Source organism: Singulisphaera sp. GP187 (assembly GCF_900129635.1).
Lineage (GTDB): Bacteria > Planctomycetota > Planctomycetia > Isosphaerales > Isosphaeraceae > Singulisphaera.
Genome location: NZ_FSRB01000002.1, coordinates 1,947,064 through 1,970,768, shown reverse-complemented (window position 1 = coordinate 1,970,768; position 23,705 = coordinate 1,947,064). Strand labels below are relative to the sequence as shown.

The following is a 23,705-nucleotide window of genomic DNA, read 5'->3' as shown; positions in this document are numbered from 1 at the left end:
TGGAGGGCGTTCGTGATTCAGCGGCGACTTGGTCGGACACTCTTGTCGCTCAATAACGACCGAGGAATCGGCCGAAGAGCGGGTGTTTGCGATCGCAGGGGTCGCAAGCGGGGAGGGTCGTGCAAGGAACTTCGGTTTGGGCGGAGGCCACAACGCTCTGAGCGGAGGGAACCACCGGACTCGGGCAGTGGACCGACACCGGGACCTGAACGCAGACCTCGACCGGAACCTGGCGGCAGATCGTCTTGGGCACGCAGACGGTGCGGCACTCGGTGACCTGACGCTTGACGGTCACGGGGCAGTGAACGGTGGTCGTCACCGGCACCTGACGGCAGACGGTGTAGGGCACCTTCCGGACGCACTGGATCGTCTGCATTTCGCAGATGGTCTGGGGCACGATCCGGACGCACTGCTCGGTCACGGTCTCACAGATGGTTTGCGGAACCCGCTTGACGCAGGTTTCGGAAACCATTCGGCAGGTGGTCACGGGAACCGGGCAGTGCCGGGTCTCGGTCACCATCCGGCAGGTGGTGACGGGGACCTGCTTGACCTGCTGGGTCGTGACCATCCGGCACGTGGTCACCGGGATTCGCTTGACGTGAGTCTCGCGAACGGTCCGAGTGATCGTGCAGGGGACAACCTTGGTGCAAGGCACCGAGACCATCCGGGTGACGGTGTACGGAACCTGCTTGACCTGGGTCTCGGGCACCATCTGGGTGACGGTGTAGGCCTCCTGGCGGCAAAGGGTCTTGGAGCACATCTTGGTCACGCTGACCGGGACGGTCCGCGTGAAGGTGCGGGGGACCATGGTGCAGTAGGAGTAAGGGACGGTCTTGGTGGCCGTCTCAGTCACCATCCGGCACGTGGTCACCGGGACCTGCTTGACGCACTCGGTCGCAACCGTCTCGCAGATGACCCGGGGGACCTGCTTGACCACGGTCTCGGAGACCATGCGGCAGGTGGTCACCGGAATCTGCCGGACGCACTCCTGGGGAACCATCGTGCAGGTGGTCACCGGGATCTGTCGCGTGACGCACTCGGGCACCTGACGGCAGACCGTGTACGGGACCTGCTTACGGACCTGCTGGCTCTCGTAAACGGTTTCGCAAACGTTCTCAACGACCGTCCGCGGGCACCACACTCGCTTGCAGATATAAGTGGGCGGGCACTGGACCCAGCAGCCGTTGACGCAAACCATCTTGCCCGGCACTTCGATCTGCTGATTGACCCACTCGCCACTCGTGCGGCAGACCTGACGGGTCACCGTTCGCGGCACACAGACCGTCTCGCAAACTTCGCGGGAGGCGGTTTCCGTGACCGTTCGGTAGCTGGTCTCGGTGATCGTCTTCAGGGTGGTCGTCTGAACCGGGCGGCAGACCGTGTAACGCTGCTCCTGCATCACGGTCTCACGCACGGGGCGGCAAACCGTGTAGCTGCAATTCTCGATCACGGTCCGACGAACCGGCGTCTGGACGGTGTAGCGGCACTCCCGCATCACGGTCTCGCGGACCGGGCGGCAAACCGTGTAGGCCACCTGCTTATAAGCGCACTGTTTGACTGGAACCATCGCGGTGTACGGCTGGCACTGGAGCACCGTGGTCTGAACCGGCACCTGCACCGTGTAGGGAACCGAGCGATAGCAGGTCTTCTGAACCGGGCGGCAAACCGTATAGGTGCAGTTCTTGTACGCCGTTTCCTGAACCGGGCGGCAAACCGTGTAGTTCACGGTCTTCATGAACGTCTCTTGCACCGGACGGCAAACCGTGTAGGCACATTCCTTATAAGAGACTTCACGAACCGGGGTGGTGACGTTGTAGGTGCAGGTCTTCAGCGTGGTTTCCCGCACCGGGCGGCTCACCGTGTAGACCCGATCCTCCATATGCGTCTCACGAACCGGGCGGCAGACCGTGTAAGTGCAATCCTTCCAGATCGTCCGGCTGACCGGGCGCTGAACGGTGTAACGGCACTCTTTCTGCACGGTCCGATAGCTCGGACGCTGGACGGTATAAGCTTCGTCACGTACGCACTGCTCAGAAATCGACTGCATCGTGGTGACGGTTCTGGGCTGCATCACCGTTTCGCAGACATCTCGTACCGACGTGACTTGCTGATTCTCGTAGACGGTCTCCTGCACGGCCTGGAGAACGGTCTGACGTTGGGTTTGATATTGAACATGCCCCCCGCACTCCTGGGGAACCGGACAACAACGTGTTGAGGCCCCTCCAGCATAGCTGGCCGCCTCCGCCGGGTGCTCGGTCACCCACGCCCCAAAAACCAGGGTCATGAGCGCAACCGATCGAAGTTTCCGCATCATACGCTCCTCAATCACACTCCCGACCTCATCTCGCCGATCGCTGAGCCCGTGCCTCGAAGCTCCGCTCGGGCTTCGGACCCGCCAACTCACAGATAGTGTTCGGTCACTCAGGGCAGGTGGCTTAAGGTTGTTTCTCCAGATTCCCTAATAGCCCTGGCCTTCCAGAACGCAAGGTTTACCCAGATGTTACGTAGCCTCAACAGAGCCCCCGCAATAACACCCGGACCGTTACTGAGCCCTGATTCGACAGGTCCGTAATGACCGCCAAAGTTTCGCGGATCGGATTCTTCTTCGCCCACGCGAACTCACAGATCCCTATGGCGTCTGGGAGTCGTGGGGTACGCTATGGGGGAGTGGGAACCGGAGCGCGGGGGTGGGACGGCGAGGACGGAAAGGACAGTGCAGCTGATGAGCGTCTTGGATCGATTTCGGCTCGACGGCAAGGTGGCGCTCGTGACCGGGGGCTCGCGCGGCTTGGGCCGGGTGATCGCCGAGGCGCTGGCCTCAGCAGGGGCCTCGGTGGCCCTGACGGCGCGGAACGCCGAACAGGTCCAGTCCGCGGCCCTCGGCATTGAAGCAACGACCGGTGCCCGGTCGCTCGGAATCGTGGCCGACGTTACTCAACAGGTCGATGTCACCGATACGGTGGCCCGAGTGCTCGACACGTTCGGGCGGCTCGACATCCTGGTCAATAACGCCGGGATCAACATCCGCGGCCCGATCGAAGAACTCAAGGAGTCGGACTGGGACCAGGTGATCGACACCAACCTCAAGGGTCCCTGGCTCTGCTGCCGCGCAGTCTCCGCGGCGATGAAGCGGCAGAAGTGGGGCCGAGTGATCAACATGTCGAGCATGCTGGGCGAAGTCTCCCTGCCGGGCCGCTCCCCCTACGCCTCGAGCAAGGGTGGCCTCGACCTCCTGACCAAGACGCTCGCCCTGGAATGGGCAGCTGATCGAATCAATGTCAACGCGCTCTGTCCCGGACCGTTTGCCACCGAGCTCAATCTGCCGTTGCTCAACGACCCGACCGTGAACGCGGCGATGCAGGCGAAGATCCCGCTCGGGCGGTGGGGAGAGCCGGTTGAGATCGGACCCGCCGCGGTTTTCCTCGCCTCCGAGGCTTCCAGCTTCGTGACCGGAGCCTGCCTGTTCGTTGACGGCGGCTACACCGTCCAGTAATGCGCTCATGTTGCCTTTTTCATTTTTTCAGTGAGAGATCGCATGTCGTCTGCCTCTGAATCGGAATCCAAGCTCGAGGTCCCGGCCGGGTTTCGCGCCTCGGCGGTCAAGGCTGGCATCAAACCGTCGGGCGGGCTCGACCTGACCGTGATCGCCAGTGACCGTCCCTGTGCGGCGGCCGGAACGTTCACGACCAACCGGGTCTGTGCGGCGCCGGTGCGTTGGGATCAGGCCCTGGTGCCTTCCGACGCCATTCGGGCCATCGTCATCAACGCAGGCAACGCTAACGCGGCGACCGGCGCTCAAGGCGAAGCGAACGCGGCGGCGACCGCCGCCTTCACCGCCGAGCAGCTCGCCTGCCTCCCCCAGCACGTCCTTGTGGCTTCCACGGGCGTCATCGGCCACCAACTGCCGATGGACAACCTGCGCGACGGACTGGCCCGCGCCTTGCCCCACCTCTCCGGCGATCAGGAACGGTTCGCCGAGGCGGCGCAAGCGATCATGACGACCGATACGCACCCCAAGATCGTCTCGCTCCGTCAAGAACTCGACGGTCGATCGACGGCGCTCTTGGGCCTGGCGAAGGGGGCGGCGATGATCGGCCCTCGGATGGCGACGATGCTCGCCTTCCTGGTCACCGACGCGCACGTCGCTCCGGCGGACTTGCAGGCGATCCTCTCCGAGGCGGTCGAAGCCTCCTTCAACTGCATCTCGGTCGAAGGGCACACCAGCACCAACGACACCGTCCTCCTCCTGGCCAACGGGGCGGCCGGGGGCGAGCCACTCCAAGGCGACTCCCTGGCCCAGTTCGCGGCCTCGATCCATTCGACCTGTCAGACGCTCGCGCGGATGATCCCCGAGGATGGCGAAGGCGCCACCCACCTCATCACGATCGACGTCGAAGGCGCACGCGACCGCGAGGAGGCGCGAACCATCGCGCGGGCGGTAGCCGATAGCCCACTCGTGAAGACCGCGGTGGCCGGCGCCGACCCGAACTGGGGCCGAATCGTCTCCGCCGCGGGCTATTCCGGCGTCCCGTTCGACGAACGCGAACTTTCCCTCTGGCTCAATGACACCCCGCTCTATCGCGACGGAGTTCCCCTCGACTTCGACGCAGCGGCCGTCTCGACCCACCTCCGAGCCGAACGCGAGACGAAGATTCGCCTCACCCTCAAACGTGGCTCGGGATCGATCCGGTTCTGGACCTGCGACCTGACGGCCGAGTACGTCCGACTCAACGCCGACTACACCACCTGAACGGAAATGCCACGACCGAACTTCCCGGAGGGTGGGCACGGCCCACCCTGCCGATTTGTTCACAAAGGTGAACGTGAAACAGAGCAGATCTTAACCACGAACGACACGAATGACACGAATAATTTTAATTAATTAGAAATCACATTTATTCATTAAATTCTGTAAATTTTCTTGCATTCATTCGTGTCATTCGTGTTATTCGTGGTCAAACTCTTAAAATGATCGGCCGTATCCAGCCGATTCGTGGGGCATTCCTCCAGTCTACGGCGTCGGCTTGAGTTCCTTGTCAAAGAACGCTTGAACGCGTTGGAGAACCTCTCCGGACGTGGGATTCGTATCACTGCGAAAGCCGTGTCCGCCCCGTTCGACTTTGACCAGTGTCGCGTGGACTCCCGCCTTGGTCAAAGCCGCATGGAATGCGAGCGATTGCTTCAGGGGGACGAGCGGATCTTCGGTACCGTGACAGATCAGGAACGGGGGATCTTCCTTCGTGATGTGGGTGATCGGGCTGGCGTCGCGTGCCGCATCCGGTTTCTCGGAGACCGATCCACCCAGCAGTTGGGCGACGGCTCCCTCGGCTTTGGCAGCATGCTCGGCATGAATCTGGCTGAAGTCCGCCGGGCCGAAGAAGTCGCAGACGGCCTGAACTCGGCTCGACTGGTCAAGATGGTCGCCGACGTCCCATGCCGTCTTGTCGCCGGCCGTTCCTAGCAAGGCAACGAGATGTCCGCCCGCGGACGAGCCCCAGGCGCCCACCTTGTCGGGGTCGATGTGGTAGGTCTTCGCATGGGCGCGGAGCCAACGGAGCGCCGCCTTGCAATCCTCGATCTGTGCGGGGAATTGGGCCTCGCTCGAGAGTCGATATTCGATGCTCGCAACGACGTACCCTTTCGTCGAAAGCGTGGCGGCACCGGTGGGGTACTTGCTTCCCCTGCGCCAACCACCCCCATGAATCCAGACGATCAGCGGTAACTTCTCGAGCGCGGTTTCAGGCACGTAGAGGTCGAGCTTCAGGGCGCGGTTGGCCTTGAGTTTGGCATACGTGAGGTCTCGTTCAATCTTGACTCCTTCGAGAATGGGCAGAGCCACCTTCTGCTTGACGAAGGCCCGCTGCTTCTTCTTGGGTGCATCCTGTTGCAAGAGGGGCGGAGCACCACCAGGCACGTCGGCCTGTGCCAGAGCTATCGCTCCCATGGCGATCAGCAACGTGACCATGGCGAAAAGCCGCGGGATCCGACCAAACATGTTGCAGTCTCCGGGAGAGGGAACCGCTTGAGCGCAGACACCGCGCAACGGTGAACCTTCCACGCGCACGATTGGGATGAGACCCGCGAGTGGCGTCCAAGTTTCCACGATGGGCGAGGGAAACGCCACGCCGTTTTAAGTCCGTCGGGAGAAGGAGGGTGGGGGTGGGAGGGCTGCTGTTCTCGTCGGTGTGGGCCAGGCCCACCCGACGAAACGTTTTCAAGAATTGATAAGAAGGGGCGAATCTCGGTTGAAAGCGGGAGAGCGAATCAGAGACCCGCGTTCCGCGTTCAGCCCTCAGGCTTTCTCACAGCGGCGGCGAGGGGCCGCAGCACAGCCAACATGGTGTTGAGATGCGCGAGACGAGGCCCGAAGCGATCGACAAAGTCGGTCAGCGCAAAATCGCCGTCGAGGAGATTTTCATGATGGTCGGAGACGTAGTTGGCCAGCTCTCCCATAAGCGCTGCGTGCACTTTTTCAAGATTGCCAAGCGATTCTCGGCAGTGCTCGAGCACCGGCTCGTGCCCCGTCTGCCAGCGTTCGAGCTCGGCGATTTGGCGCGCTCGTTGCTCGCGGTTGACCTGGGCGGCCTCCCGGGAGAGTTCGAGTTGTTGTCGCTGGTTTTCGAGGATCTGGCGTTGAATCTCGAGCGTCTGATTTTGCAGATTCACCAAGAAGTGGAGCAACGCGACCGGGTCATTGTAGTTGGCGGCGGCCGGCGCGGGACCCTGTCCCGTCGGAGAGACTTCCATCCGGTATGTCCAGGGCGGCGACGATGGGTTCTCGCGTGAAGACACCCCAACCTCCTTCACTCGTTTCGGGACGGCATCGACCGACGGTCGGGTTGTCTCCGCACCATCCCCCACCCGTGTGGTTAAACTCAAGTATACGCCACGACTTCCAGATCGCACAGAGCAAGCGCTCGAGCAATCCGGAAATCGTGGCTTCAAGGGGGGGGTGGAGATCGACTCAACGGTCCCCATTGGAAGGGTTATTCGGCGCGATCGAGCGATTATTCTTCGTTCACGCGGTCAGATGATAAAACGCATCGGCGAGGACGTCGACGATATCCCCGGCGATCGTGCCGATCTCGCCGTTCTGGTCGCGGGCCAGGTCGCCGGCCAAGCCGTGAATGTAGACCCCGAGCTGCGCCGCCTCGAACGCGGGGAGCTTCTGGCCGATCAGACCGGCGATCACGCCCGTGAGCACGTCGCCCGTGCCACCGGTCGCCATCGCCGGGTTCCCGGTCGAGTTAACGTAGATCCGTGCCCCATCGGTGACGATCGTTTTCGCCCCCTTGAGGACGACGACCAGGTTGTCAGCCTGAGCGAGCGCCACGGCATGAGTCTCGCGATCGGCCTGGATCTCGGCGACGGTCCGCCCCGTCAGCCGGGCGAATTCGCCGGGGTGGGGGGTGATCACCGTGGGTCGCTTGAGGTCGGCCAAGGCGTCGGTCTGACCGGCCAGGGCATTGAGCGCATCGGCGTCGATGACCGTCGGGAGGCTGACCGATTCCAGGACCCAGCGCACGAGGTTGCGGATCCCTGCCGACTGCCCGAGTCCGGGCCCGATGGCAAGGACCGTGGATCGTTCGAGCAGCGTTCCGAGCGCCTTCTTCGCGGGTTCAAAGCGAATCAGCCCCTCTTCATCGTTCTCCAAGGGGTAGGTCATGTAGCTGGGCTCGAAGCTCGCGACGGTCGGCTGAACTTCGGCCGCGCTGGCGACCCGAACCAGGCCCGCCCCCGATCGAAGGGCCGCGACGCCGGCCAAACCGGCTGCGCCGGCCATTCCGCGCCCGCCCGCTACGACGAGTACCGAGCCGTAAAGCCCCTTGTGTCCGTCGGCCGAACGTTTCGGAAGAATAGGAAGAGTGTCGACCCGCTCAAGCGTCATGGACGGAACCTCCGCGTGATGGAATCTGTGTCTGGGCTGAGCTTCGCGCTTGCCCAGCCCGCCGGGCGATGAGACCCGCGACGTGGCCCCCCTTGAAGCCGGCGTCGATGTTCACTGCAACAACATTAGATGCGCAACTATTCAACATCCCAAGCAAGGCCGCCAGTCCGCCGAAACTGGCCCCGTACCCCACACTGGTGGGCACGGCGATCACCGGGCAATCGACCAATCCGCCGACAACGCTCGGCAAGGCCCCTTCCATTCCCGCGACGACCACGACGACGTCCACTCCCCCCAGAGTGTCGAGCTTGTGCAGGAGCCGGTGAAGCCCCGCCACGCCGACATCGGCCAGAAGCGTGACCTCGCAATTCCAGGCTTCAGCCGTCACTCTGGCTTCCTCGCCCACGGGCAGGTCGCTCGTACCCGCGGTCACGATCGCGACCTTACCCAAGGCTGGGCCCGGGTCGATCGGCCCTCGAATCCGGAACGTTCGCCCCAGCGAATGATGTTCCCCATGGGGGAAGACCGATTTCAGGTGGGCCGCCGTCTCCGGCTCGATCCGGGTGACCAGCCCCCCTTGTTCGTGCTTGAGCAGAACCTTCAGTATGCCCTCAATTTGCTCCGCGGTCTTACCTTGCCCGAAAATGACTTCGGGAAACCCGCAGCGAATGCCGCGGTGCAGGTCAACCGACGCGTAGCCTCCCGCGTCCTCAAACGGGACCGTGCGGATCTTTTGCACGGCGTCCGTCGGCGAAACCTCGCCTTTCCGCACGCTTTCCAGCAGCGATCTGAGCTCGTGTGAGTCCATAAGTTCGTTCCACGATTTCGCGTGCGGCCCGATGGTCGGGGTTCCCGCCTCGACCTCTACTTGTAACCAGGCTCGCCCCGATCCGCAATCGACGCTCCTCGGTTCTCCTCCGCCGGGAGGACCGATCGACCCAGTCGCTCCCCCTCGGATTCGGACCGGAGCGGTAAGAACGATGAGGTCTCGCTCGACCGTGAACGAGTCACTTCCACCGCTGACCTGCCCCTGCGGGACCGTGGCGTCAGCCTGCATTGCGGTAGGCGGGAACCTGGAATTCGAACGGTTGCCATCAAGCCGCTCGCCGCGAATTCGAACGGTTGCCCTCTTGGAGGGTGGGCACGGCCCATCAGCTTCGGGCTTTACTTGGAGGGCAAGTCTAAAGCGAAGCCTGCTCTCCAAGGCGAGAGTGGCTCACCAGGGCAATGACCCGCGGGATGGCGTGAGTAGGTGGCCGTTCACCCTCGGGGCAAAACCTGGTGGGCCGTGCCCACCCTACAAAACGGATTCACCCATTCTGAGTTTTTCAGGAATTCAGGGCAGCGTCGAATAGAGCACGATGTTCGTGGCGATCCGCAAGGCGCTCTCATAACTATACCCCTTGCAATCCAGGCCCTGATGCCGCTCGAGGGCGCAGCCGAGGTCATACTTCGAGTAGATGACCGCCCAGTGGCCGTCGATCTTGATCCCTTCGAGCTGCGGGTAGTCGACGCCGCCACCGGCCGCCTTGGTGAAGTGGACGTCGGCCAGGTCGTAGCCGACCTTCTTCGAGTAGATCTCGTCGTCTCGAGGGATGGCGACGAGGGGTGTGTTGGGGAGCAAGGTCGCGACGAACTTGCGAAACGACGTGTCGAACGACGAACTGCCGCACGCGGCATCGGCGAACAGTGTCCCGCCGCCCGGCGTAAGGTGCCGGCGAATGGCGTCGGTGTCCTCTTTGGAGTAGGTGAACGCCGCGCGGCCGTGGAGGTAGATGAGCGGGAAATGGACGATGTTCGGATCGTTGGGAAAGAGCTCTTTGTGGTTGATGACCACGTCGAGACCCGACTTCTGTCGCAACGAGGTGGTCAAGTTGGGGATCGCCAAGGGGGCGACGTTCCAGTCGCCCGCATGAACCAACTTGGCGATATGCAACGCCCCCCGCCGGGGACTATCGGGCTTGAAATCCTTCACCTCGCGGACCGCCAACTTATCGGCCGGCAACTCCCGGCCAGTCGCATAGTCAACCACGTTCTGGCCCACCCGCAACGCCTTGATCACGGCCGGGTTGGCCGGGCTATTCTCCGCCTGGTTCCAGTAGCAGGACAGATCCTCGGGGGAGTAAATCACGACCGTTCGGCAGCCGTGCTCGATCCCCCAGAGCGGGTGAACGTCCGGGCTCAACAGGTGGCGGGCACGCCAGACCGCGTGTTCCTCGGACAAGGTATCAAGCTTGTACTCTTCCTCAGGAAAGATTCTCTTCATCAACTCACGAAATCCACTGTCGAACTCTTTCGAGCTGCAGCACGCCTCGGCGAAGATGAACCCTCCCTGCTCGACGAAACTGCGGAGATTTTTCTCCCCTTCCTCGGTGAATTCGGGGGCCTTATGACCATTGAAGTAAGCAATGGGCGCTTGCATCAGGTCTTCGACGGTCGACACGTTCGGATCGACGATCTGCCAGGTCAAGAGCTGGCCGCCGAGTAGGGGTTTCCAGTCCCGTGACACGACCCCCACCAGGTTGCGGATATCGTCAGGGTCGTTGTCCCAGTCGGACTTGGGTCCATGCCGCAACTTGTTGATCAGGACGGGCGACCGCCCCTTCGCCAGAAACAGGAGGGAGAAGCTGGTCGCGACCACCGGGTCCTGCTCGAAGATCGCGCCCCGCCAGAAGCCGCGGAGCGGATCCTGATCGTGGACCAGCTTTTCAGCCCCCTCGCGATACCAGTCGTGCTCGCCGAAGAACCGCCGGCCCGTCAGTCGACCGGCGCGTTCCATCCCGTAAAGGTAATAGTAGCGCCATTGCTGACCGTGCCCGAAGTTTTCGCCGACCCGAAAGTGGTTGGCCATCCAATCGAGGCCGCGCACCAGGTCGACGTTCACCCCTCCTTTGCCGCAGTTGTGAATCTCGTCGCCGACGAGGGTCTCCTGCCCCTGGTAGCGCTTCAAGCCGGTGATGATCAGGCTCGAAATCCCCGCGCTGGTCATACTCCCGGATGCGGGAGAACTCGCGTCGGGCGTGTAAGCCCAGCCGCCGTCGCGGTGCTGACAATTCTCCCAATAGCTTCGCGCCAGGGTCCAGACGTCGGGGCGGACCGGGATCCCGACCTCATTCGCCGCGTGGAGGCCTAGTAAGGCGTATTGGGAATTCGAGTTGTCGCCATGGCGATTCTTGATCACCGAGTAGGTCCAGGACCCGGGCCAGTTGACGCGATCGGCCGGCCGGATCTGGGCTCGCGTCAGCCACTCGACGTTGGCGACGAGCTTCAACTGGTCGCGCTCGGGCTCGGCCGCCGCGAAGACCATGGTCTGAAGGGCCACGGCATAGGTGCTCTTCAACTCGTCAGGGCCGAAGTTGCGCAAGTACCCGAGCGCTCGGCGGATCGTCAGCGAGTTGGTCGGCTCTCCGGCCGTCAGCAGCGCCAAGGTCACCAGGCTGGTCGAGCCGGTGTGCGCGTCATTGTCGACGTCGCTCCACGACCCATCGCCGCGTTGCTCTTGCTTGAGGAAGCGAACCCCTTCGCGAATGGCGCGCTCGACCTCCTCGCGAGTGACCGCCGCTTGCGCGGGGGAGGTCAGGAGCGGTCCCGCATAGCCGACAATGCCCAATACGATCGCGAGGAATCGCCCGATTCGCGACATGGTCGGAAACCTCCCTGGCCGAGCTGCGGGGATCGAGGAACGCTCACCCCCATTTTAGCATGACGCGCCCACCGGCAAGGCGGCAAGGCGGGATCCGGCAGGGAGTGGCGTTTTCCCGCCACGAACCGAATTCGACCGCGAGGTTCTCAGCGAGAACTCGGGTCGACGCGTGGCGGCAAGGGAGGTGAACCGCGAGCCAGAAGAGCGAGGTCGGTAGTCGGGCCGTTGCCGCTTCCGCCGAGAAACGGGCGGCGCGATCGGCTCGCCGCCCGAATTCCCTCGTCAGTTCCACGCGACCCGGCCCTTGCGTAAGACAAGGCGTGCCAAGACCGCAGCGGGGGCACGCTCCAGGTTGGGGACGGGAATCCGTACCAGCGTTTCGGGCTTGGGATCGGTGTTGAGCACCGAGAAGAGGGTACGGCCGTCGGCGGAGAAAATCGGGATCGCATGCGACTGCTTGTCCGCGACCGTCTGACACCGAAGCTCATCCACGATCGGAATCCCGGTCTCGAATTCAATCTCGAGGGGAGCCACGTGCAAACCCCAACCGTTTTCATGCTCCTCGTGGGTCATGTAGGCCAGGGTGAGCCCCCCCCCAGATCCGGCGGAATAGACGGCTGGGAGCGACTCGTCGGGTCTCGGGGTGGTGCCGGCGCCAGGCGTCATTGTGTCCGGTTGACCGATCAGTCGGCCCGCCCGGACGATCTCCGTCCCCGCGGGGTTCAGTTGGAGCCATCCCAGCCGAGTACGCATCCTCGACTTACCGTTCGTGTCCTTGACGATGAAGGTGAGTGAGGCGATCAGCCGACTCTTGAGCCGAGGATCGGTCGGCCAGATCGGGTCGTTGATCGAGACCGGCATTTCGCCGGCCGTGGCAACCTTCCAGACCAGAGGACTCAGGCGGGTTCCCTCTCCCGGCGATTCGGAGGTGTCCGACTCTTTTTCAAACTGATAACGATAGAGCTGACCGTCTCCCGCCGCGAAAATCACGCGTGAGGGATCATCGGGAAAGAAACAAGGACGACTGACCGGCATCACATCAAGCTTGACGCGCTCGAGCGTCTTGCCGCCGGGAAACTTGAACCGGCCCAAGCCACAGCCCTGGCAAATGCCATCATCGGCCTTCGACCGACCGAGCCAGCGTCCGACGACGTACGACTGCCCCCGATCGTTCTCCCAGGGGGAACAGGTCGCGCTGTCGAAGGAATCCACACCCTCCAACGTGACGTCGGAAAGGAGGCCAGTCATGGGATCAAGGACTCGAGGAATTCGATCATAGCTACGGAAGTGATATCCATTCACAGGCACAATCATCGACGGCTTCAAGATCCGGAAATGCGACTCTTGGGGAGCGAGACGGCTGATCCCAATCGCGGTGATGCTCGAGACGATCGTCAGGTAGATGAAGCCGCGAAGCAGGCCATTCAGTGAAAAAATCATTGCTCAGCTCCCAACAAATTTCGTCGGATCGTTCCGCCACGGCCTGCACTGCAACAAGGCGCCGGGGGAATCGCGATCCAACGGCTCAATTGTCAACGAATTCATTAAGATTCAGAGTTGAACGCGGGACGTTTCCAAGGAAGGAGTGAGAAAGTTCAAGGTTGAACGAGCGAACAACTGGCGTGAGGAACGACGAATCCACGTCGCCCAGTCGTTCCGGAATCTCGTCGACCGAGGGGTTGGATCAAGGGCTGAGGGGACCAGGCCCTTGGATCGGCGGAGGACGTCAGGTCATCAGCTTGACGCTCGCCAACAGGGGAGGGACGAACCGAGCTCGGTCGAGCAAGTCGGGCAGGATGGGTTCTGGGGGCGGTCCACCGTGATCATTCTCCTCATGGCGTTCACCTGCGGAAACCGTGAGTCCAAGCCCGCATGGGCTGCACACCAGGGAATGCAAGTCAGAGACCAGAGCGGAAAAACGAGGTCCGATTTGTCCGGGAGCGGGGAGAATTCGCCTTTTTCGTTCTGCAGGTTTCTTCTTGCATGCCAATCAGTTAGGAACAATGACGTGATCGTTCGGACGAATGTGATTTTTCCTCTGGATCATGTCGACTCGCGGAGCGTCGCGGTCGCGATTCGCGGCAGTTTACGCTGATCGAGTAGGCAGCCTTGCCCGAACGAGTGACGATCGAAGGGTGTTGCGGTGACGTCGAACGCTCGCGGCAACGCAGCAACCCTGGAGCTTGAGCCGGACTGTGCGCCCGCCCGTGGCTGGTGTAGGCTGGATGAGCTCAGGGCCATTTCGTTTGTGGGTTTGGAGACGTTCGCTTCGATCATGTGCGGCATCGCCGGTTTCGTGAACCGTGAGAATGGTCCTGTGGATCCCGCCGTGCTGGCGAGGATGACGACAACGCTGGCGCATCGGGGCCCCGATGGCGAGGGGTATCGGATCGACGGCCCCGCGGCGTTGGGGCATCGCCGGCTCTCGATCATCGACCTGGCCGGTGGCGCCCAGCCGATGGCCAACGAAGACGAAACGATCTGGATCACGTACAACGGCGAGATCTACAACGAGCCCGAGCTCCGGAAGTCACTGCTCGCGCAGGGACACACCTTCCGGAGCCAATCGGACACGGAATGCCTGGTCCATCTCTACGAAGAGCATGGAGCCGATTTCGCCCGTTTCTTGAACGGGATGTTTGCCCTCGCCCTCTGGGACAAGAAGCGGAACCGCCTGGTCCTGGCCCGCGATCGGATGGGGCAAAAACCATTGCTCTATGCCCAGACGTCCTCCGGCGGTCTGGTGTTCGGCTCCGAAGCCAAGGCGATCCTGGAACATCCCGAGATCGCGCGTCGCCTCGACCTGCCCGGACTCGCTCGCTATCTTTTTTATGAATATATCCCTGCTCCCTACTCGATCTGGGCGGGCCTGCGGAAGTTGCCGCCCGCGCACGTCCTGGTCTGGGAAGGGGGCGAAGCGCGAATCACGCGGTACTGGACGGCTCCGGACTCGCGCGAGGAGCATGAGTGTCCGCCGTTCGACGTGGCCGCGGAGCAGTTCTGGACCGACTTTCGAGCCGCGGTCGCCCGTCACCGCCGCTCGGATGTACCACTCGGCGTGTTCCTCTCGGGCGGCATCGACTCCTCGAGCGTCGCGGCGGCTCTCGCCGAGTTGGAGCCGGCGCGGGGGATTCACACGTTCTCGATCGGATTCGCCGACCCGAGCTTTGACGAGAGTGCCCATGCCCGCCTGGTCGCCCGCCACCTCGGCACCGATCATCACGAGCGGACGTTCTCCGTCGAGGCCGTGCAGGAACTCTTGCCCGACGTCGCGGGTTGGCTCGACGAGCCGTTTGGCGACGCCTCGATCTTGCCCACGCACCTGTTGAGCCGATTCGCTCGCAGCGAAGTGACCGTGGCCCTGGGTGGCGATGGCGCCGATGAGCTGCTGGCGGGCTATCCCACGTTCGTGGCCGAACGCGCCGCGAACCTGTTCCGCCGGCTCCCTCGCGCCGCGCGGGCCTTGGCCGGTGCCGCCGTCGGCAGGTTGCCGGTCAATCACGGCAACATCAGCCTCGACTTTCGACTCAAGCAGTTCCTCCGGGGAGCCGGCGAATCGGCCCCGCTCGCCCATCAACGCTGGCTCGGTTCGTTCTCCGGAGCGGAGATCAAGCGGTTACTGATCGCGGACGAGACGCTCGACGTCGAGGCGGAACATCTGCTCCGTGCCAGCGGACTCGTCCCCAGGGCCGACCCGCTCACTCGCTCCCTGGCGCTTTACCAGGACACCTACCTCCCCGACGATATCCTCGCCAAGGTCGATCGAGCGAGCATGGCTTGTGGCCTGGAAGTCCGCGCTCCCTTTCTCGACGCGCTCCTGGTCGACTCGATGCAGTCGCTCCCTCCCCGCTTTAAGTATGGTCGCAATCAGACCAAGCGACTCTTGAAAACGGCCGCGGCCGGCCGGCTCCCCGCGACCATCCTCGACCGCCCCAAGAAGGGTTTCGGGATCCCGGTGGCGCACTGGCTTCGCGGTCCTCTGGCCGGACTGCTCGGCTCGTTGCTCGACCGCAAGCGGTTGGAACGGCAGGGGTTGTTCGATCCCAACGAGGTGGAACGGCGGATCGGCGAACACGCGGCGGGCGTCCGTGACCACCGGAAGCCACTCTGGACCTTGTTGATGTTTCAACTCTGGTACGATCGCTGGCACGGGTCTTGAGCGTTCCGCGATTGATCCCGTCCACGGGATCGCGTACCCTGTGCCTCTTCGACTCCCGGTCTCGCAGTCTCGGGAGTGGGCGATCGATGAACCAAGGGACTCCCCAAACGCTCCGAGCGGCGACCTGACCCTTTGACGTTCGCGAAGTCATTGCCATCCTGGTTCGGCATTTGCCATCTCGTATCGACTGGACCCCATTCGATTCCAACGCTCAGCGTCCTTGGGTCGTCGCAAAAGTTGGATCATCCCCCTTGGCACCTTGCCGGAATCGCCCCTGATGCGAATCCTCGTCGTCTCCGATATCCATGCCAACTGGTCCGCGCTGGCGGCGATCAACGAACCGCACGACGTCTGTCTCTGCCTGGGTGATCTCGTCGACTATGGCCCCGACCCCGCCCGCTGCGTCCGCTGGGCCATGGAGCACGCGCGCTATGCCATCCGGGGCAACCACGATCATGGCGTGGCCCAGGGGATCGCGGTCAGTGGCGAGACGGGGTATCGCTACCTCACCCGGGTCTCACGACCGCACGTCTGGGATGCCCTCGGGTCCGACGAACGGCGCTACTTGCTACAACTCCCCCTCACTCAACGGTTCACGCTCGGCGGTCGGCGATTCTACCTGGTCCACGCCACTCCGCGCGACCCGCTCGACGAGTATCTGATGAAAGACCGGCTGCTCTGGGCCAAACGCGTTCACAATGTCGAGGCCGACATCGTGTGCGTCGGTCATTCTCACATGCAATTTAACTTGTCGGTTGACGGCACCGTCGTGCTCAATCCAGGGAGCGTCGGCCAGCCTCGCGACGGCGATCCAAGGGCGGCCTACGCCGTGATCGACGACAACAAGGTGGAACTCAAGCGGGTCGACTACCCGATCGAAGAGACGATCTCGCGGATTGAAGCCACGTCCTTGCCTGAGCGAGCGAAGCAACTCATGAGCCATTCGCTCCGCACCGGCCGCCTGCCCGACGCGTCGATGCCCCTCGAGACTCCGGAATGAACCGGCCGGCAAACCGGAGGCTCCTGCTGTTCGGGCACCGGACCGGCCCGGCCCTCCCGCTCGCCTCGTGGCGCTCTGGCGAGGCGCGGCGTCTGCCTTGCTTCTCACTCGGAGCCGCTTCATGTCAACGCGTGATTGGCTGTTGATCGCAGTCACGGCCCTCGCGTTCAGCGTTCTCACCTTCTTCGCGTTCTTACCCTGGATCGTTCAACCTCTCTTCCGACTGCTGCTTTTCCCCCATTACCGCTTGAAGATTCGCGGTCTGCACCACGTTCCCCGAACGGGGCCGGTCCTTTTCGTGGCGAACCACGTGAGCTGGGTCGACGGCTTTATCCTGGCGGCAAGCTGCCCGAGGCGTGGTCGGATCCTCGTCAACGCCGACTTTCTCCGACAGCCGGTCCTCGGCATCCTCGGCCGTCGAGCCGGTTTGATCCCGGTCCCGTTTTCCGGGGGCCACACGGTGCGAACCGCGATCCGAGCCGCGCAAGAGACGCTCGACCAGGGTGACGCGGTCGGCTTGTTCCCCGAGGCCCAGATCACCCGGACGGGATTGCTCGGGCCCTTTTATCGCGGCCTCGAGGTGATCCTCAAGGGACGCGACCCCGTGCCGGTCATCCCCGTGTTTCTGGACAACCTCTGGGGCAGTCGCTTCAGCTTCGCGGGGGGCCGATTCTTTGCTGCGCGGTCCTCGCCGAGGCGGCGAACCGTCAACGTGGTCTTCGACGCGCCGATCCCACCACCGATCACCCGGTTCACCGTCAGGCAAGCCGTCCTCGTCGCAGGCGTTCTCGCGGTCGAACAGCGCGACAATCGCCCACGTCCCCTCGAGACCCTCGACCCGTCGCTCCCCCAGCTCACCCATCCTGAACTCGGCCCCTTGACGGGCTCGACGGCCGACGTCCACCTGGGTCCGATTCACCAGATCGGCCACAAACCAGGCTCAGTGGGCCTTCCCCTTCCGGGAATCGCCCTCCGAGTTGTCGGAGCCCACGGGTCCCCCCTTCCGCCGGAACGGGAAGGACGATTGCAGACCCGGATCGCCGGCCGCCAAGAATGGCTCGAAACGGGCTTGCAGGCCCGTTTCGACCACGACGGCTTCGTTTATCTCAGCGCAACGGCGTCACAGGCATCGACACGGTTTTGAGAGCTTGGGTCTGAGTGGACCTCGGTTCAAGAATCCCACCGATTTCCATCGGGGATGCACAAGCTCTTCAATCTGGAAGCGACAACGGTGAACGCTTGGAGCTTCGCGTTTGGGATCGAGAGCAGGATGCGGATCTTCCAACGAACCGGCCGTCCGGGACCGGACCGCGCAAGCCGGTTCCAGCAGCCACGGGTTTCGGCCTCTGCTGCAGCGTTGGGAACAAGCCGAGAACGATCTCCCGAATCGAGGAGAAATCAAGGGAGGGCGAAGGTTGCCTCACAACCCGGACCACCTGGGATCGAGGTTGTGAGGACGCGTTTGCTTGGAATCCGGGCGATGGCTGGCACGTTTTAGACGCGATTGGACATCAATGAACTGGCGGGAGGGGCCGGGGAAGAGGCGGAAACCGTCGGTCGGCTCGGTTCCTCCGCGTCGCTCTGCGGCTTGGCATCGAGCAAGCGTCGCATTGCCGCTTCATAGCCGACGATTCGGATGTTTTCCAGGATCCGGGTCGTCCGCGAACAGCCGATTGCATGCGCAAGATCAAGGATCTCCCGTTCCTCGGGAGAGAGGGGATCAGTCGTGATGGCAGGGTCGTTTTCCAGGGTGTCGTCGGCCAGATAATCAAGTGAGACACCCACCGCCTTCGCAAGCCGGAAAGCATTCTCCAACCCGGGTCGCGATTTTCCGGCAAGAATTCGCGAGATTTCCGAGTCGCTGACCTTGGAGATTTTCGCCAGCTTCTGGCCATTCAGGCCCCGGCGAACCATCTGGCCGAGAAGTTTCTTCTGAAGCGGCGAGGCCTTGTCGGCATCCATGATCGAACGTCCTTGATGTGCCAACATCTCGTGAAAGAGGAGCGTTTGGATGCCCCAAACCTAACTCTACCACATTTCCCGATCCCGAAAACAGCCCTCTCCTGAATTAGCAAACAATATCCCATTGTTCGCAATAATCTTGCAAACTGCGGACACGGCGCGTAATAAACGCACGTTTTCCGTGTCGCGTTGCACGTGCAAACGAGGCCCGATCAGGAGCGGCGGACTCAGTCAGAGGCAGTCGTTGGATGGGTCAAGATGACGACACGGATGCGGCGTGGCGCATCAAGTGTCGAAATGTCAATCGATCAGGGCGTGGGGAACGCCGAACGGTGAGGCGCTCCGGTTTTCGGTCACGAACTGCGGCGAACGACGTAATGGGTCAGGCTTCGGAGCACCGACTTCGCATTCGATTCGGACAGGCATTCGAGGGCCGAGTGGGCACGCTCGGCGTGTGCTTTCGCCCGATTCCAGGAATACTCCAAGGCGTCCGAAGAATCAAGATAATCCCTGAGACGCCGGCGATCGGGTTCGGCCTCGGCGAGGAGTCGCCGGACGGAAGCGGCTGAGGCGGGAGGGGCGGTGGCGAGGAAGCGGATGAGGGGCAAGGTCAGTTTCTGCTTCTTGAGATCGGTGCCCAGGCTCTTGCCGGTATTCCGTTCTTCGCCCCAGAGATCGAGGACGTCGTCGGCAATCTGAAAGGCAATTCCCAGGTCGCGACCGTAATTTTCCATAGCCTCGATCACGGCGCTGGGAGCTCCGGCGTAGTGCGCTCCAAGCCGGCAGGAGACCGCGGTCAACTCGGCCGTCTTCCCCTGGATGATCGAAAAGTATGCGTCTTCGTCGAGGTCGAGATTCCCCCGATGGTGAACCTGCTGCATCTCCCCTTCGCAGACCAGGTTGGTGGCATGGCCGATCCAACGGCAGGCCAGCGTCGAGTCGAGCGAAGCGGCGAGGTGGAACGCGTGGGTGAAGAGGTAGTCACCCAGGAGCACGGCTGGTTCGTTGCCCCACTCGGCGTTGACCGTGGTCGCGTGCCGCCGCACCAGGGCCTCGTCGAGGATGTCGTCATGAACCAAGGTGGCGGTATGGATCATCTCGACCACGGCCGCGAGCACCGGGTGGGACGCGTTGAGCGCGCCGGACGCGCGCGCCGAGAGCAGGACCAGGGCCGGTCGAAGCCGCTTGCCACGGTAGTCCGCACAGTGATCGACGAGTTGTTGCACGAACGGGAATCGGCTGCCGAGTTCGGCCTCGAAAATTCGCTCGGACTCGGCCAACTGGTCGACGATCGGCGCATAGACAGCCGCTAGTTTCCCGTTCGCTTCCTCAGGCTTCATCAGTGATTGCGACGACATCCCGCGGCTCCCAATAACTCAACGACCGTTTCATCTCAAGCGAACGCAAGGAAGATTCACCGGCTCTTTGAGGTCCGATCCACGCTCGAACTCTCCCTCAGAACCGAACCCGCCTCGCTGCCTTTAACCGAACTCAGGTTGTTTCGCGACGAAAATGGCCGCGACGACCGCCAGACTTCTCTTCGAGGCGAACCGAGTCGATCACCATCTCACGATCGACGGCCTTGCACATGTCATAGACCGTGAGGGCCGCGACGCTCACCGCGGTCAGCGCTTCCATCTCGACCCCCGTTCGTGCGCGGACTTTGGCCACGGCTTCAATGCGAAGGGTCGTCGGATCGATCGCGGTGAACTCGAGTTGCAGGCTATCCAGGCCGAGTGGATGGCAAAGCGGGATCAGGTCTCCGGTTCGCTTCGCCGCCATGATTCCGGCAAGCCGGGCGACTTCGAGGACATCCCCTTTGGCCATCCCGCGGTCGAGAACCAGGCGGAGCGTCTCGGGCCGCATTCGGACCAGGCCGCTCGCCCGTGCCAGGCGTAGGGTCACCTCTTTCTCCGAGACATCCACCATCCGACTCGCTCCCGAGTCGTCGAAATGGGTCAGTCCGGACATGCCAGCGGCTCCTTTGTTTCAATTCGTTCTGAACGTATTTTACAAATCGTCCCTCAGATGGCTAGGGACAATCCCGAATCAAGGCCGCGATCGCGAGGGAGAGCGCTCGGCGCGGGGAGTCGGGGCAGGGGGGGGAAGGTGCCAGAGCGAGGAGAGCCAAACCCCTTGTCGGGTCCTTGAGAAGACCGAGCGGCCTTCACGGAGCCGCGATTGGAGCTCAGGACGCCAGTAGGCGGTTCGCCGGGAGACGACCACCCATTCGGCCCGCAGCGCGGCGTCCTCGTCTCTGAGGAGGACCGGTCGCTGGCCCATGGCGCGAGTGGTGCTCGCGATCCCCTGGCCGGGATAGAGCGTGGGAGCGAGCGCGGCCGAGGCCTCAGGCTCGGCCACCCGCACTAGATGGTCGAGCAGAACAGAGTCGACGGCGTCGTTCCAGTACGTCAGCTCCAGCCCGAGCCGCTCGGCGCCCGGGAGTCCGCCCACCAGGGCGTTATAGTAACTCAGGCCGAATGGGTGCGTCGTCATCACCCCGAACCCTTGGGCCAGCAGGAACAGGCCGAGGAGAGCACGAAGCCAAGCCTGATGAACGGCAGAGTAATGCCAGGCGACGGCAAAGCCTCGTCCGATCAGGAGCGCCCAGAGGGGAAAGACGAGCAAGAAGAGACGTTCGCCATCATAGACCGGGATTCGGGTGCTGAACAAAACGAGGAAAAAGGCGATCGAGCCGGCCAGGAGGAGGGGGAAGGGATCGATCCGGCGCTGCCGCCACCCATGGACCAGGCCGAGGAGCCCGAGCGCATGGAGACCGATCGGCACCGTGACCGCGAAGTAGAACCAGGGATAGTGCCAAGGGACGTCCCGATCGAGGTAGACCTGGCCGAAGTAGAGGACGCGGAGCGACGCGCGTTCAACGCCCGTTCCCCAATACGCCCGGAGCCGGTCGAACGACTGATACCAAAGCCAGGGCCACCCCAGGACGAACAAGGCGAGGCCGGTCCCCCCCCAGATCGCCAGCAAGCCCAGCGCCCGGGTGAGCTTGACTCGGGCCAACGCCCAGACGAGCAAGATCGGCGGCAGGAACCACGCGTGAATCTTGGTCAAAAGCGCTAACCCGAAGGCGAGCCCGGCCCCTGCCATCGCCAGCGGGGCTCGACGATGCTCCAGACTCCGCTCGGCCCGCAGCAACGCGTCGACCCAGAACAGGCAAATGAACGTGTCAAGCGCCCCCAGATGTGCGTGGGCGAACACGCGGGGCATCACCAACAGGGCGAAGCCGGCCGCCAACCCGGCGACCCGACCCTGGCGACGCCCCGCTGCGTGCACGACCAGACCGATCAGCACCGCGAACGCGAGCGCGGGGGCAAGCCGGCCGGCATGGAGATAGAGCCCGACCGGGTCGGGTCCTCCCATCATCACCATCTCCAGCGGCGCACCCAGCGTCGAGGCAAGCCCGAGCAGCCAACGCCCGAGCGGTGGGTGCTCGGCGTTGTCGCGGAACACGGCCTCGACCACCTCAGGCGCAAAGAACCGCCAGCCCTTCGCTTGCAGGGTCGCGAGATAGTTTCGCCCGGGTCGCACGTCGAGCGGTTCATCAATCGTAATCCCGGGGCCGCCCAGAGTGAGCACGACGGCAAGCCCGGCCCCTACCGCCGCGATCAGGGCAAGGCGGCTGATGCTCCAAAATTCTGCCGGGCGAGCGGGTTCGGATATCACCGGTGAAGGTTCGCCATCGATCTTTGGAAAGTAGCCGTAAGCAAATCAGGACGGCCCCGTGCGAGCCGCGTGCCGGCCATATTATGAACGATGAGCGGGAATGGAGCGACCCGACAGTCGCCCTTTGATCGTGGGCAGGGCGCAAAAAAAAATCGAGCCCGAGGTTCGCCCGGCGCAACGCCGGGACGAACCTCGGGCTCGATCATCGATCAAGCAGACGGGACGGGGGGGCGATTCAAGGCTCGTCGGCCTTCTTCTGGGAAATCAGACGACGCACTCGCTCGGCGAGCAGAGCACCATCGAACGGTTTCTTGAAGGCGTCGTTGAAGCCGAGCGAGTACAGTTCCTCGCTGGGCTCATCGCTGGTCAGAGCGACGAGAATCGTCGAGATGTGATCCGGGCTCTTACGCAGGTTCTGAGCAATCTGCCCCGCTTCGATCCGACCCACGGCCAGGTCGATGACGATGCAGTCGGGGTGGAAGCTTTCGGCACGGATGCCGGCCTCGAAGCCCGATGCCGCCGTCTCGATCCGGAAGTCGTCCCCTTCACGAAGCTGCTCACGAAGGCTTCCTAGCATCGGGGCATCGGCGCCCACGACCAGGATCTTATGGTAGACCTCGGCTTCGAGATCTCCCAAGGGCATTCCATGCTCCTTGAGGAACCGAAGCAGATGCTCGCGAGGGATTCGACGGTCTTGCGAGCCGGGAATTCGATATCCACGCAAGCGGCCCGAATCGAACCACTTGCTAACGGTACGAGGCGCGACTTTGCAAATCTTCGCGACCTGACCGGTTGTAAACACTTTCTTCATCGTCGAGGACTCCACTCGCCCAATTTTCGGTGCGAGACCTCGGAGGTTGCCTCACCCCTCCGGATTGACCCAATGTCGGCGCGGTGACAGTCCCGGCTAGGCGGTGTCGGTCCAACCCGCGTGAGCGGACGAACCGGCCGCGAAAGACGGCGATCGTAATGAACGCTCCGACCCCGCTCCCGTACCCTGTCAAACTCGCTACCGAAACGGTCATCCACGATATTCAAAATACGTCGTGAACGACCGTTTAGATCGCAAGCAAAGCCCAGGTCGGCAACCCAAGCCTCATCGACAGGATCCGAGACACTCCTCGCTGATCGCGAAGGGTTGCCCGGTCTAGGGCCACCAAAGAGGTAATCACTCGCCTCCTTGCCGTAGCGAACCTGACCGTCAAGACTATTTTTCGAGCAAAACGGCGTGTGACTTTAGAATGGACCAGGACTAGCTCGACTAAACGAACAAGTCCTGGCGAAAAGTCAATCTGCGAGGAATCTCGAGACTGAAGAAGATGGGATCTTTGGGCGGATTTTTTGGTGGGTGCGGCAAGGATTTCGGGGC

Annotated in this window: 17 protein-coding genes; 5 read left to right on the top strand and 12 right to left on the bottom strand. The window is 62.8% G+C overall.

The genetic code is table 11. From position 1 onward, the window contains the following. Positions 1–49: 49 nt before the first annotated feature. Positions 50–2,314: a hypothetical protein gene (locus BUS42_RS32180; protein WP_254053931.1), complete on the bottom strand. Its 2,265-nt coding sequence runs from the start codon at positions 2,312–2,314 to the stop codon at positions 50–52. 408 nt (positions 2,315–2,722) lie between these two features. Between BUS42_RS32180 and BUS42_RS32175 the strand changes: the two genes are divergently transcribed. Together BUS42_RS32175 and argJ are read left to right on the top strand one after the other, a co-directional pair. After that, positions 2,723–3,493 (top strand): SDR family NAD(P)-dependent oxidoreductase, encoded by a 771-nt coding sequence (locus BUS42_RS32175; RefSeq protein ID WP_074315562.1) that lies wholly within the window; start codon positions 2,723–2,725, stop codon positions 3,491–3,493. Positions 3,494–3,535: 42 nt separating this feature from the next. Continuing rightward, on the top strand, positions 3,536–4,750 hold the full coding sequence (gene argJ / locus BUS42_RS32170) for a bifunctional glutamate N-acetyltransferase/amino-acid acetyltransferase ArgJ (RefSeq protein WP_074313929.1): 1,215 nt from the start codon (positions 3,536–3,538) through the stop codon (positions 4,748–4,750). A 261-nt stretch (positions 4,751–5,011) separates the two neighbouring features. Here the strand turns inward: argJ and BUS42_RS32165 are convergent, their stop codons facing one another. From BUS42_RS32165 to BUS42_RS32140, 6 genes are all read right to left on the bottom strand, one after another. Beyond that, the gene (locus BUS42_RS32165) at positions 5,012–5,995 is read right to left on the bottom strand and encodes an alpha/beta hydrolase (protein ID WP_074313926.1); all 984 of its coding nucleotides are present in this window, start codon (positions 5,993–5,995) and stop codon (positions 5,012–5,014) included. A 290-nt stretch (positions 5,996–6,285) separates the two neighbouring features. Then, positions 6,286–6,681 carry a hypothetical protein gene (locus BUS42_RS32160; protein ID WP_254053930.1) on the bottom strand — a complete coding sequence of 132 codons (396 nt, stop codon included), beginning with the start codon at positions 6,679–6,681 and terminating at the stop codon, positions 6,286–6,288. Between the two features lie 337 nt (positions 6,682–7,018). Continuing rightward, positions 7,019–7,888, bottom strand: a complete 870-nt coding sequence (locus tag BUS42_RS32155; RefSeq protein WP_074313920.1) for an NAD(P)H-hydrate dehydratase — start codon at positions 7,886–7,888, stop codon at positions 7,019–7,021. Then, on the bottom strand, positions 7,878–8,696 hold the full coding sequence (gene larB / locus BUS42_RS32150; protein ID WP_074315560.1) for a nickel pincer cofactor biosynthesis protein LarB: 819 nt from the start codon (positions 8,694–8,696) through the stop codon (positions 7,878–7,880). The genes BUS42_RS32155 and larB overlap by 11 nt, the downstream gene beginning before the upstream one ends. Before the next feature lie 528 nt (positions 8,697–9,224). Next, complete coding sequence (locus tag BUS42_RS32145; protein ID WP_074313917.1) at positions 9,225–11,531, bottom strand: DUF4159 domain-containing protein; 2,307 nt, start codon at positions 11,529–11,531, stop codon at positions 9,225–9,227. A 282-nt stretch (positions 11,532–11,813) separates the two neighbouring features. Continuing rightward, positions 11,814–12,971, bottom strand: a complete 1,158-nt coding sequence (locus BUS42_RS32140) for a hypothetical protein (RefSeq protein WP_074313915.1) — start codon at positions 12,969–12,971, stop codon at positions 11,814–11,816. A 703-nt stretch (positions 12,972–13,674) separates the two neighbouring features. On the opposite strand from BUS42_RS32140, the gene asnB reads away from it, so the two are divergent. The 3 genes from asnB (at position 13,675) to BUS42_RS32120 (ending at position 17,834) form a co-directional block, all read left to right on the top strand. Next, positions 13,675–15,690, top strand: a complete 2,016-nt coding sequence (asnB, locus tag BUS42_RS32130) for an asparagine synthase (glutamine-hydrolyzing) (RefSeq protein WP_254053929.1) — start codon at positions 13,675–13,677, stop codon at positions 15,688–15,690. A gap of 277 nt (positions 15,691–15,967) precedes the next feature. Next, on the top strand, positions 15,968–16,690 hold the full coding sequence (locus BUS42_RS32125; RefSeq protein WP_074313910.1) for a metallophosphoesterase family protein: 723 nt from the start codon (positions 15,968–15,970) through the stop codon (positions 16,688–16,690). Positions 16,691–16,811: 121 nt separating this feature from the next. Further along, positions 16,812–17,834, top strand: a complete 1,023-nt coding sequence (locus tag BUS42_RS32120; RefSeq protein ID WP_074313908.1) for a 1-acyl-sn-glycerol-3-phosphate acyltransferase — start codon at positions 16,812–16,814, stop codon at positions 17,832–17,834. Positions 17,835–18,184: 350 nt separating this feature from the next. Here the strand turns inward: BUS42_RS32120 and BUS42_RS32115 are convergent, their stop codons facing one another. The 5 genes from BUS42_RS32115 to BUS42_RS32095 form a co-directional block, all read right to left on the bottom strand. Further along, positions 18,185–18,652 (bottom strand): helix-turn-helix domain-containing protein, encoded by a 468-nt coding sequence (locus tag BUS42_RS32115; RefSeq protein ID WP_074315555.1) that lies wholly within the window; start codon positions 18,650–18,652, stop codon positions 18,185–18,187. A gap of 353 nt (positions 18,653–19,005) precedes the next feature. Next, positions 19,006–20,010 carry a polyprenyl synthetase family protein gene (locus BUS42_RS32110; RefSeq protein WP_074313906.1) on the bottom strand — a complete coding sequence of 335 codons (1,005 nt, stop codon included), beginning with the start codon at positions 20,008–20,010 and terminating at the stop codon, positions 19,006–19,008. A gap of 133 nt (positions 20,011–20,143) precedes the next feature. Next, a complete protein-coding gene (moaC, locus tag BUS42_RS32105; protein ID WP_074313904.1) occupies positions 20,144–20,623 on the bottom strand; it encodes a cyclic pyranopterin monophosphate synthase MoaC in 480 nt (159 codons plus the stop codon). Positions 20,624–20,701: 78 nt separating this feature from the next. Next, positions 20,702–22,336 (bottom strand): ArnT family glycosyltransferase, encoded by a 1,635-nt coding sequence (locus tag BUS42_RS32100; RefSeq protein ID WP_254053928.1) that lies wholly within the window; start codon positions 22,334–22,336, stop codon positions 20,702–20,704. Positions 22,337–22,571: 235 nt separating this feature from the next. Next, on the bottom strand, positions 22,572–23,147 hold the full coding sequence (locus BUS42_RS32095) for a helix-turn-helix domain-containing protein (RefSeq protein WP_015246121.1): 576 nt from the start codon (positions 23,145–23,147) through the stop codon (positions 22,572–22,574). Positions 23,148–23,705: the final 558 nt, after the last annotated feature.